The organism is Calderihabitans maritimus (assembly GCF_002207765.1).
In the GTDB taxonomy this organism is placed as follows: domain Bacteria; phylum Bacillota; class KKC1; order Calderihabitantales; family Calderihabitantaceae; genus Calderihabitans; species Calderihabitans maritimus.
Genome location: NZ_BDGJ01000215.1, coordinates 60334 through 73005, shown reverse-complemented (window position 1 = coordinate 73005; position 12672 = coordinate 60334). Strand labels below are relative to the sequence as shown.

The window sequence follows — 12672 nt, the reverse complement described above, 5'->3', positions numbered from 1 at the left end:
AAGTTTGCTTTACTATGGTTGTAAATTCGAACGCTGGTTGGACTGCAAGTACAAAATAACTAGTGAGTGATTTCTTAAGACATTATAAAATAAAGTTTCTCATGAACATGAACTGGGGGGAGAAACCTAGTGAATGTCAAAAGCTTTAGGCAATTTATTAGCTGGTATTTAAAATCATTGACAGACAATGAAATTGCTGCTGCCGTTGAGACATTATCGAATAGCGAAATAGAGCGGTCTGAGGGTTCAGTTGAAGAAATGAGGAACGTCTTACAAACTTTGTGGGAACATAAAAAATATGGCGCAATAGTTGGCGAGTACTTCAGTAAGCAGCATCAAGATATAATGAAAATTGTAAGCCAGAAATCCCGGGATGAGTTGAGGGCCGAGGTAGAAAATTTAGTGCAAAAATACGGAATTAAACCCGTGGCGTTTGCTTTAATAGTAGGGCAGGATAAATACACTAATGAAATTGGTTACGAGCTTATAAATAACTATGAAAAGGAAAATATGAAGGCACTTAAATCTCACCCGGCAGTTCAGACTAACGATGAATATTCTAATAATGACATTACCGTTGAGAGAGCGCTTGAAGATGCCATTAGAAGAGCGCTTGGAGAGTTTGACACCGGCCTCTTGCTAGATATGGTTATTAACCAAATCAAAAAGGGCAGCCTTAATGTTAATATGGACGTTATTGACGACAAGATTCAGAATCTACTAAATGCTTGGAATGAATGCAAACAAACGTATTTATTGAAGGAAAAACTTTTGTCTGAGATTTCTAAGAGTATATTACATTTGTCTAGTGAATTAAAGGATATTTTCCAATATCTCTATCCTGGAGAATTATGTATTCCTTTGGATATTGAAAAATATCACTACTTTACTCCTGAAAAGCTTTCGGAAATCAAGACTCTATTAGAAGATATCTGCGATTGCAGCCAGGAAGCATTAGAGTGGCGGTCTAAGAAATTGCTGACTTTAGAAGAGGACCGGGAACGATTCAATAACCTAGAAAGACTGCAGCAACAGGTTAAAGATAGGGTGAAAATGATTAAAGACATAATAGATTATGATATTGAAAAGGCTGCTGATACAGAAAGCGAGGAAGAAAAAGATGCACTTGGGGCACTCGAACAAGAGACAGAAAAAAAGAGGGTTCAACAGGATGCGGAATCTGATGAAAATCAGGACGAAAAATTGACGACAAAAGAACAAGGGGATGATGTCCAGGCTACTCCTGAGATTAACGAAGACGTTGACATCGTTACAGAAGAACAGCTTTCACAGGACGAAAACGAAATTGGAGAGGAAAGAGAAGAGCAAGGAGAAGTTGATTTAGAAGTTGATAAGACTAAAGAGAGAACTTTAACTGATTTCCAACCGAACAAAGTTATATGGGAAGCTATTGCGAAAGGTGACGTTTCTACAGCTTACTGGTTGGCAAGGGAAATAGAAGATAAACTTGTTGACGGTGGTCTAGTTCCTGAAACCGTCCCCTCTTGGCTGTTGTTGGCTGCAGTGCTTGGTATGGAGGCAGAATGGAAAGATAGTGAGAATAAGGATTTGTTTTACTCTATATGTAAAGACAATCCTAAACCTGTAGAAAAATATCATGCCAGGTTAGGACTTTCTGAACGCGACATGGCCCTGTTTATTACCGCTATAGCTTTGCAACCTGCATTAATGGCCCCGGAGACCGGAGCGGAAACTTGGCTGCGGGAAGCAAGTTTACATGTAAAAAATCCCACGGATCCCTTGCGTAAACTTTTGGAAGTAGTTCTAGATTTCCTTTCTTATGGTAAAGCCCTTGACAGAAAGCTGTTAAGACAAACTATTTTTGAGACAAACTGGGAGAAAAAAGCCAAAGAAGTATCTGGGCAATTTGCCGAATGGCTTAAACGGGTACAGGCAAGTAGAATACTTTATGCTCCTGCAAATGAAGCGCTGAAGTATCTGTTCGGTCCTGATAGCAGATTGAATCTTGCGATAACTGCGGTAAGAGAGAATGATTTTAAGCAAATTGGGAGAGCAAAGCAAGCAATTAAAGATCTTTTGTACGACAGAAAAGCCATGGTAAATTTAATTCAGGAGGCGGCTAGTGCCACTCGGGGTTCTCGGCCTAGAGTTCCCAAAATTGTTGGGAGCCCGCTTGATAAGATTGTCAGAACGCTAAATGAATTGAAAAATTACTTGCAAGAGTGGGTTGAAGTCATTTCTATTGGAGATGTCCAACGACCAGATAACAAATGGTGGTACCAAAAGACACTATCTATGCAGGAAGAATTTATTAAACAATGGTCAAGATTTCAAATTGAACTTGACAGTATCGAAAAGAATGGTGCGTCGGTCCATCCAAGACATTCTGCAGTCAAGAAGTTTGCGAGGCATGTCTTTCAAAACTTTGTGGACAATGTTCTGACAGTGTATGAAGAGGCAGCAGATGGAAGTTTCGAACAGAAACTTGATACTGGATTCTCTGCGTGGAAGTATTCCTTGCGACGGCCGTTGTTGATGCTTAAAGATGCCCCGATTGACGATAATGGAGATATTGACTTAAGTGTACCCTTTAGACCTCAGGATTCTCTTTATCAGGCTATTGAAGAACGGAGGGACTTGGAGCAGCTATTTTGGCATCACCTTGAAAGTGAAGATTTCTTGCTTGCTGAATTAATTCTTGAGGAATTCGACCGACAGGGTATAGATATTGAAAAATTGGAAAAGCGACTCGGCACAAAAATTTTGGAGGCGCAGTACTCATTAAAGGAGAAGCTTGAAGCGGTTCGAAATAAAGTCGAGCAGGCTACCATTGACCACGTTCTTTCTGAAGAGCAGCGTTCGGTTTTTGATGGAGAATTACTTTCAATTGAAGAACAGGATTCAAAACGGCCCTTCATTTTACGAAAAAAACTGATTGATATTGAGAAGCAACTTGCTGAGCTCAGACAGCAGCGCCAAGAATCCCTGAAGAACAGTATCGACCAAGTTATCGCCGAGTTAAAACAACGAGCTGAAGGCGCTATCCTAGGTGTAGCGGTAGAGTATATTGAGAAAGCTAGAGAAGCATTGAATAATGGCGATCTTCCTTTGGCTGATGAGTATTTACATTACTCAGAACAGGCCATCAATACGGGAATAGCAGTAGATATCGAACAAGAAGTTTTAGAGGAAAACCCTGTGGAAGAATTTTGTAATATTATGAGCGAGCTACATCAGGTACTTGAGAGTGATCGTCAGTTTAAGAAGGCGAACAATGTTGTCAAGGCTCTCTCAAAAGGTAAGCCTGTAGCCGGGCTAAATATGAAGCGTGTGCCCGGCGCGCGCTACGAAGAAATCGAACAAGGCTTGGAAGCATGGCTTATATTAAAAAGGCTTGGGAAAGATCCGAGTGTTTCAAAGACTACCCAAAAAGCACTGGTTCAAGTGTTAGAGTACATGGGGTTTCAGAAACCGGAGGTAGTACAAGCTAGGAAGGAAAAACAGTCTGCTCATTTCATTGTCAAGATGTCGGCAGGAAATGTATCACCATTAGCCGATTTCGGCTCTTTACGCAATAATACTTATGATGTAGTCCTATTTCACTGGCGTCCCAACGCAAGTACAATGGGACAAATTCTACATGAATACGGAGTCACGTCGAAATGTCCGATTATAGTATTTCTGGGCCGGATGACTGACCGGCAGAGGGGAGAATGGAGCGAGTACTGTAAGAAGAACGGTTTAACAGCTATGCTGGTTGACGAACTTCTCTTGTACTATCTTGCTTCCCAGAGGGAGTCCAGGTTGCCTGCGGCGGTAAGTTGTGGGGTCGCTTGGGGTTATGCAATTCCGTACCGCTCCTTCGGAATTATTCCCCCAGAAATCTTCAAAGGACGACGTGATATGGTCCAGTCACTAGGCAGATCTGATGGAAGCTGTATAGCCTACGGAGGCAGGCAGTTCGGCAAGTCCGCCCTGCTTCATATGGTAAAATGGCAGTTTCATAATCCCGAACAGGGTACTTATGTGATTTACGATGACATTAAGCCTCTCGGGGACCCCCAGGGTTACCGGCAAAAAAGTGAGATTTGGAATCGCCTGCGTGAAAGACTTGTTTCGCTAAAACTACTGGACGGAAGGGTTGGTACTACTCCTGGAAACCTGGCATTAAGGATTATCGAAAGGTTAAACCAGGACCCCTCGCTTCGTATTGTTGTCCTGTTTGATGAAGCAGATAATTTCCTTGCTGCGGATGCTAAATCTGATTTCGAAGAGGTTGCGCAATTACGCAACATAATGGACCAGACGAACCGCCGGTTTAAAGTAGTCTTTTGTGGCCTTCATAGCGTACAGCGATATATGTCTCAACCCAATCATCCCTTCGCCCAGCTGATGGCGCAACCGTTGATAGTCGGACCTCTTGACCCCAAATCGGCCCGTTCTCTAATAATCGAACCTATGTTGGCGATTGGTTTCACGTTTTCCAGCAAAGAAGCGGAAGAAGCTGTTTTACGAATTCTCTGTTACACTAATTATCACCCGGCCCTGATCCAACATTTCTGTAGTGAACTGATAAAACTGGTATGGAGCCGCCAATACGAGCCGCCGTACAAAATTACGGTATCCGATGTAGAAGCTGTATACCGACGTAAAGATGTTCGAGGATTTATGAATGAACGTTTTAACTGGACTTTAGATTTGGACTCCCGCTATGCGGCCATGGTATATGCCATGGTGATGGAACAAATATATGACCGAGACGGATTCCGTAGAGAATTTACGGCTTCAGAGGTATTGGAAATCGCCCAGAGCTGGTGGCATAAAGGTTTTGCTGATGTGAGGTTGGAAGATATAAAATCGCTATTAGAAGAACTTATCGGACTGGGTGTACTCATCAGACGTCCTGAAGGAACTTTTAGACTACGAAACGGTAATGTAGTGCGGGCACTGGGTTCTGAACAGGAGATTTACGAACGTCTCATACAGGTGACTGCCTCTGCACCTCCGGCAAAATATGATGATGCCAGTCAATTTCGTTTCAACATCGACCCCAAGAATGGAATACGCAGTCCCCTGACGGTAAAACAGGCCGGAGCACTTACTAAGTTGCAATCGGGGGTTGGACTTATTTTTGGAAGTAGAGCTTTAGGTGTTGATGAGGTGCCCTCAAATTTAAAATTATTGATAGAATCGGGCAGTTGCGAAGAGAATCAGTTGCATACGTGTAGAGAATTGTCACCAGAATATGTGACATCTGAACAAATTTTAAAATACCTGAGATCATTAGCAAATGGATCGCGAGCGGGTCGCATTCTAGAATATACGTTTGCAGAAGATCTAACTCTCAAAGGTGTATCAGTTTCAGAATTTGTTGGAAGTGCATGTACTGTTTTAAGTAGACCTAACCGTCGTGGTCGGATAGTTCGGCTGGCTGTCTTATTTACCCCTGGAAGTATTCAGAGTTGGTTCCTGGAGAACGATAATTGTTGGAATGAAATAGAAGACCGTGTCGATGTCACAGTAAATCTAAAACGTTGGGACGGAATTATGGTACAGCGCTTTCTCTCTGATCTTGAAATTCCTTGCACGCAGCGTATTGCTAACAGTATCATTGAGGCAACTGGAGGCTGGCCTTGGCTTTTACGCAAGCTTTGGAGAATAATGGGAATTGGGCGAAAACGAAGAGTTATTAATCCCACTGATGCTGTCGAGTTACTGAAAGATGAGCTGGAGGACAACAAAGAAAATATCTGTGTTGATTTTGTTTCAGCCTTAGGAATTGAAGACGTTACATGCGGCAAAGAACTGCTAGCTCTTGTAAAAGATATGAAGCCCATCAAGTGGGAAGAGATTGAAGATGCCGTCGAGGTTTCAGATTTGGACGAACTAAACAAATTATCTACAAATGAAATTTTTGCTTCTTTGAGAACTCTTGAACGCATAGGCATTATTGATGAAACTGAGAATGGTCTTGTTGTCGAGCCTGTCGCCGCAGAGGTGGTGGCCAAGGTTGATTCCATCAGATCAAATTAATAATTTAATGCACTTCCCGGAAGCCAAAAGGAAGTGGCAGGGTGTAGCGGAAGACCTTCGTAGAGGCCGTAGTGTCATCTGGATGTTTCAGGATAAATTTGACATGGACCTGGTCTGCAACATGGTAATAGATGAATGCGAGCGATACTACGGGATGAGTAATAAGGTGATATCTCTGGAAGATACTGACTTATTGCCGGGTACGGTTATTGCTCAAAGCTGTGGCAAGAAGACATTGCCCGGAAAAGTTGAACAGGCAGAAGAACTGATGGATTGTGAAGACCTTCCCGATTTAATAGTTATAACAGGTCTGGATAAACTTTCTTCCAATGACCTGACATTATGGGCCGGATTCATTAGAGATTGGGCGCAAGCGGCAAAAACAGCAGATGCAAAGGGGAAATTGCCCAAAGCTCTCCTCATACCATCACGCAGTACGGAACTGTTGCAAAAGGTCCAGGAAGACATTTTTCTAACCAGCCATTGGTTTTGGGGGTGGACGTCCGGCGGAGAACTCCAGTTAGTAGCAAGGAGTATTTCCCGCGAGAGAGGTCTATCTTATAAAGAAAGTTTATGGGTAGAGACTGTTTTTGTGGAACTCGCAGGGACAGATCCTATGTTATTATTCTGGTTGTTAAATCAATCTGAGATAGGTATGCCTAGAATGAAAATCTTTAGTTCCTTACGCCAGTTTGCTGAAAAACAGGGATGGGAAAAGAGCTGGGTTGATAAGCACAAAGACGCTTTAACCTCTGTGAGTGCAGGATATTATTATAACAACGGTCCGGTTGAGGCTCCGCCAACCGAGTTGCGTTCTTTGTGGCAAGCAGGGTTAGTTGATTGGCATGTTGAAGAGGGTCTTGCCGTTCATTCAGCGGTATTAGCAGTCATGGGAGACGAGGATAAATTGGATCACCGTATCTGGCGGGGACAAGCAAGAATATTGTTTCCCATACTTGATAGTAAGAGACACGAGGTCTGCCACTATCTTCAACGCGGTTTCAAAGACTGGCCTGCTTTTTGTTCTAAATACAATCAGTCTTATCATAATAGTTCATTTGTTGAAGAGAAATCTGTAACCCCTATAGCGGAATTTAATGAGATCGTTAAGTTCTTAAAAGAGCAGAGCCAGAAGTTTGGACGTTACAGAAATTTAAAACGGCAGATAAATAATTTGCGAAAAGCTAGAAATACCCTTGCTCACTATGTCCCGTTGGAATGGGAACACTTTTCTTTAATAATTGATGAAATGGAAAGAATGTATGAATTTATCGCTGTGTAACCAAACGTGAGGGAAAAGGTATCAACTACTTTGAAAGCAACACAGATTATAGAGGCAAATCGCTGAACTACATAACGTGAAAACGGTTGCCGGATACGATCGTGTCTTCCTGCATACTGAATTTTGGGAGCCGATCCTGTTGCATAACGAGCTGGATTCAGTCCCATGACATGAGCTTGAGGAGCGACCGGAAAAGTTTATATTACGAGTATCGGTGAGCTGTAATTGTAGGCAGGAACTCAGTGTGGGAGGGTAAGTATAGATATGCCTGTTTATCTCACCTTCTATGACGGCATCGACTGTATAGGGGGGAACAAGTTTCTCCTGGAAGCAGACGATACAGCCCTTCTCCTCGACTTCGGTACCAACTTCGGGGCGGAAGGGCTTTTCTTCGACGAGTTCTTACGTCCCCGCTCCATTACCGGCCTCTGCGACCTTCTGGACCTGGGACTTCTCCCGCCGCTGCGCGGTATCTACCGGAAGGATTTAGAGCTGCCGGAACGGGCATGGTGGGAGCGGATCAAAAGCCGCCCTTTCTACCGGGAGCTAGAAGCCCACGGAGTGCTTCTATCCCATGCCCACATTGACCATAGCGGGTACATATCGTTCCTGGATCGCGACATTCCCGTCTACACTGGCCTTACAACGGCTGTCATTGCAAAGGCCATGCAGGATACCACCCGCAGCGGGTTTGAGCGCGAAACCTGCTACATAGCGCCGAGGGAAATTAAGGACGGCCTGCTCCAGACGACTCATTGGAAAAAAGCACCTTATGAACAGCGACGGTACGTCATCATGGATGCCGGGGAAGTCAATCCTCATGCCGCCGACTTCTGGGCTATGTCGGGCTCTTCCAGGGCCATAGATCCGTGCCCTCTGGAGACCTGCCGCACTGCTGAAGTCCAGGTAGGAAACCTTCTGGTCAAGCGCTGGCCGGTGGACCACTCCATCCCTGGCGCAGGGGCTTTCGGCATCAGGACTTCCGTGGGCTGGATCATTTACACTGGAGACATGCGCCTCCATGGCAGGCGCGCTGCTGACACCAGAACTTTCATGCAGGAGGCGGCAAGGCTCGAACCGTTTGTCCTTATCTGCGAAGGGACGCACCCGGAGACAGAGACCCCGGTCACCGAGGATGAAGTCTACACCCGCGCAGCCGAAACTGTCCGACAGGCGGAGGGGCTGGTGATTGCGGATTTCGGGCCTCGTAACATCGAGAGGCTTCTGTCATTCTTGCGTGCTGCGGGGGAGGCCGGGAGACGCCTGGTAGTGACACTCAAAGATGCCTACTTGCTGGAGGCCCTTCATGCCGCCGGTGAGCCGGACGTGCCCAGCCCCCTGGAAGACGAGGGCTTTGCCCTCTATGTTGAGGCGAAAACACGCCGTGACGTTTGGGAGAAGGTCCTGATTGAAAGATACCAGGAACGCTGCCGGGATCGGGTAGTTACAGCCCATGACGTGAGCAGAAATCAGGGTGATTACGTCCTCTGCTTTTCCTACTACGACCTCCACGAACTGATAGACATTCAGCCCAGCGGCGGGACTTACATATACTCCTCCAGTGAAGCATTCAATGAAGAAATGCACATGGACCTGGACCGGCTGCGGAACTGGATCAGTCATTTTAACCTGCGACTGGCAGGGGATCCCGGCGACCGGGAAGGGCGCGGCAGGGAGCCGGGTTTCCACGCGAGCGGCCATATTCACGGGCCGGGCCTTGTGGAGCTGGTGGAGACGATTAAACCCAGGGTGCTGATACCGGTCCACACGGAAAACAGGCGTTTCTTTAAAAAACACTTTGCCGGGAAACTGAGGCTGCTGTTTCCCGGTCCCGGCGAGACTATACAATTGGACGGCAGCTTACTAAACGTAGGCTAAGCAAATAGGACTGTAAGAAGAATAAATATAGTGAAAGTTTATGTTCAACCCGGTATAATCAGACAAAACATTCCTGATGAATGAGATCTAATTCGCCTGCGCAGCCAGAAAAGCAGTTAATAGCGCAATTTAAGATTCTATTAAGATTTTGATGACAGTGGTCTTAAAGAGGCAGAAGCAATTGCAACACTCCTTTTGCATCATAACCTAATGTTTTACCTTCCAGGTAACGGCCCAAAATCATTTTATTGATAGAACCTTTATCGGAACCTTGATTAGAACTTACAAAATCATAAACGTTTTTCCATGTAACAAATGCCAGTCGAGCATTCTGTGGATGATTCATGAGCATGCTGGTCATTTGACTAACGATGTCTGCAGGTACTTGTTCTTTGGTGATCAGCAAGACGGTGGGCGTCAAATTACGTCCTCCTACAGCGGCCATTTCATTTGCCAGGAGCAGGTGCCTGACTATTTGATAACCGAAAACTCTAAAAACTTTTTCAGGAGGTTCGTTAAACACCCTGTTCCATTTGTCGTAGTTAGTATAATAGTCAGGGATTGCTGCTTTATTGGTTATGGGGCTGCTGCTCAGTTTGCATTCAATTAAAACCAATGGGACATTTTTTTCTGCGCCTACAGAACCTGTGAATATCACATCAGGCTCAGTTCCGTGTGCGGTATTTTCGCCGAGTGCTTTACGGGCATCAATTAATAACTGGTGCGTATTTCCTGTACCTGCTTCAACAGACCAAAAAACTGCCTCATCAATGTTTTTGGCATTGGCGATCAAAAAAGAAGACCGGCCGATTATTTCTTTCAAAAATTTTAGTACAAGATTTTCTTTATAGAGATACCAAAAGACATTCCAGGTAAATGAATCTTCATCTCTTTCCCGCCCCATTCTTCGCCAAGCCCCTCGCTTGCCGGTAGAACTCTTCACTCTATTTAATGCCGCTAAATCCTCTTTTTCCTGCCAAATAATTGAGGTCAGTGGTTCCTTGTATTCAAACGTTGAAGGTGAAATAAAAATCATGTGCTGATGACAAAAATAATCCTTTAACTTTTCTTGATCGTGGTCCAGATCCGGGCCGTCTCTTGTCATACGAGGCACTTTAAATTCGCATCCCATTACAGGACAAGGAACATAATCATCCTCAACCGGCCGATTGGGTTTCAATATCCAACGATCAAGCCTCAGGGGGAGGTTCCTTTCGGTTTGGCTTTCAAAAAACATTGCTAAACCATATGTACCTCTGCCGACACCCTGGCCTGCTGTTTGATCTAAAAACCCATTTAGCGGAGTAAGAGTGGAAAGGTTAAATCCACCGGAGTTTTCAAAGTTAACTATTTGTTGTATTTGTTTTTCAGCATAATGTTCATCGTATCTCAACAGCCAGTAATGATATAAAGGATTTTTCTTTTCGCGTACAAAACAGACTAAAGCTTCATCAATAAATAACCCATGGGAACGGGTAAAAATGGCTCCGCCTGAACGCTGGAGCAGCGGAGTAATTTGTTGGATTCTATATCCTTGGGATGCTGTTTCATTAATATTTTTCATTACTTCTTTGCTGTGTATTGGGGAAGAACCCAAAAGCAACTTAACGATCTTTTGTCTTACGATATTCAACGTCTTCCCTCCTTCTGGAGAATTTGGTTAGTACTTTCATAATTACTATATTTGTCAAATAATTTCCTTCCCCAGTTGTTACCTTTTCTTTCGGTCACTGATGGTGCTGTTCGGATCGATAAAGACCGGATAAACGAAGAAGCCGCTTCGACGGCAAGTACGTTCTCCGCATTAACACTACAGAGGATGGGATATTTTTTCATGATCAAGGAAACGTTCTTTGTCAACGGCAAATATGAGCGCCAGAGTTACTTCTGGCGGAGGACAAGCCTGTCTACGGGGAGAGTATTGAGGATTATGCAAAGCGGAAAAATGTGCCGGTTGAACTGGTGAGGGTGTGGGTGGATAGTTAGTGAGTTTTGAATGAAAGGAGGAATTTCAGTGGATATTAGGTTTCGTAAATCCATCAGTTTAGGAAAAGGCGTCAGGCTGAACGTAGGTAAAATGGGAGACGGGTTAAGTGTAGGTGGTAAGGGAGTCCTCAAATTCCTCCTTACCGTATATTTTAAGGGAGAGTTCAGCACCATATTTTAAATTCACATCCAGCATAATCATAGATGTGGGACCTGTCAATAATGGACATGTCTTTTACTTTGAGGCGGAATGAGCGGCCCACTCTGGACCACTCATTCCGTTTTCTTATATGTAAGACCTGTTACCAGTCGCACGAAACGGCTGGGAAACCAACACGGTTTCCTTAAAACTCAGATCTTCCGGCCTTTTTGCATTTTGATGGGACACGTAAAAGTAAAATTGTCAAGTTGAGCGCTGAAATAATGAAAATTGTTCAAGTCTTTGTTCCTTAAAATGTGATTCCCTTGATAGTTAGATAGTCTTGAATCAGGGGGGTTTGGCTGCTGCTGGCAGCCCGAAGAAGGTGGTCATAGACCCCACGCCTAAAGGCGGGGGCTTGTTGGGGTAAATCCCGCAAGCCCGTCTATGACCAGCCTCAGTGCCCGACCCGAAGGACAAGGGGATGACGGCGCTACGTTGGCGGCAGGTTAAAGACCCACTCCGGGATGCTCCTCCAGTCCCGGACCCTGGAAGCTCTAGCTGCAGACAACCTTCGGGGGATGGGCGAAACGGGCTAGAGCATATGCCGGCTGCCAACATTGGCGAGGAGGGTGCTAAGGAGAGTCCGCCTTAGCGCGTTACCAGGCCCGTAAGGGTACTCTGAAAGGAGTGGTGTTCGTGGTCTTTGTCCTGGATAAACATAAGAAGCCGCTGATGCCCTGCACAGAAAAACGCGCCAGGTTACTGCTACAGCGCGGCAGGGCAGTTGTGTACAAGTTACAGCCATTTACCATTCGTTTGAAGGATAGAACAGCAGAACAGAGCCAACTTCAGCCTCTACGTCTCAAGCTTGACCCAGGAGCAAAGGTTACAGGCGTGGCTGTATTGCGAGAAGACAACAAGGACGAGGCTGAAACAGTGTTATTAGCCGAGATACACCACAAGACGGACGTCAAGGCTAAACTAGACGCACGCCGTGCCGTCCGTCGGAAGCGGAGAAATCGCAAGACACGCTACCGCAAACCCCGGTTTCTAAACCGCAAGCGTCCAGAAGGCTGGTTGCCTCCTTCGTTTGAAGCTAGAGTTAATCAAACATTGAGTGCGGTTAATAAACTCCTGAAGTTGTTGCCGATTACAGCCATCTCTACTGAACACGTCAAGTTTGACACTCAGAAACTCCAGAACCCGGAGATTTCTGGTATTGAATACCAGAAGGGTACGCTTTTTGGTTATGAAGTCAAAGAGTACCTGCTTGAGAAATGGGGGCATAAATGCGCTTACTGTGGTAGAGAGAGCGTGCCTCTTGAGATTGAACATATCATACCCAGGTGTCGTGGTGGTAGCGATAGAG

At 45.0% G+C, this 12672-nt stretch carries 6 protein-coding genes; 5 read left to right on the top strand and 1 reads right to left on the bottom strand.

Going from position 1 to position 12672, the window contains the following annotated elements; genetic code table 11:
* Window positions 1–129 precede the first annotated feature (129 nt).
* The 3 genes from KKC1_RS15475 (at window position 130) to KKC1_RS15465 (ending at window position 9175) form a co-directional block, all read left to right on the top strand.
* Window positions 130–6015 carry a hypothetical protein gene (locus tag KKC1_RS15475; protein ID WP_088555314.1) on the top strand — a complete coding sequence of 1962 codons (5886 nt, stop codon included), beginning with the start codon at window positions 130–132 and terminating at the stop codon, window positions 6013–6015.
* Window positions 5993–7297, top strand: coding sequence for a hypothetical protein (locus KKC1_RS15470; protein WP_088555313.1), 1305 nt, complete (start codon window positions 5993–5995; stop codon window positions 7295–7297). The genes KKC1_RS15475 and KKC1_RS15470 overlap by 23 nt, the downstream gene beginning before the upstream one ends.
* Window positions 7298–7561: 264 nt before the next feature.
* Window positions 7562–9175, top strand: a complete 1614-nt coding sequence (locus KKC1_RS15465; protein WP_088555312.1) for an MBL fold metallo-hydrolase RNA specificity domain-containing protein — start codon at window positions 7562–7564, stop codon at window positions 9173–9175.
* Window positions 9176–9338: 163 nt separating this feature from the next.
* Here the strand turns inward: KKC1_RS15465 and KKC1_RS15460 are convergent, their stop codons facing one another.
* Entirely contained in the window at window positions 9339–10808 is a 1470-nt protein-coding gene (locus KKC1_RS15460) for a PGN_0703 family putative restriction endonuclease (RefSeq protein WP_088555311.1), read from the bottom strand.
* Between the two features lie 381 nt (window positions 10809–11189).
* On the opposite strand from KKC1_RS15460, the gene KKC1_RS15455 reads away from it, so the two are divergent.
* Window positions 11190–11342: a DUF4236 domain-containing protein gene (locus tag KKC1_RS15455; RefSeq protein WP_143288787.1), complete on the top strand. Its 153-nt coding sequence runs from the start codon at window positions 11190–11192 to the stop codon at window positions 11340–11342.
* Between the two features lie 693 nt (window positions 11343–12035).
* Window positions 12036–12672, top strand: a 637-nt coding sequence (gene iscB / locus KKC1_RS15450) for an RNA-guided endonuclease IscB (RefSeq protein ID WP_238134337.1), incomplete at its 3' end; no start/stop codon positions are given.

Coding starts and splice junctions, on each gene's coding strand:
- KKC1_RS15465 (WP_088555312.1), top strand. CDS start 7,562: ATGCCTGTTTATCTCACCTTCTATGACGGCATCGACTGTATAGGGGGG.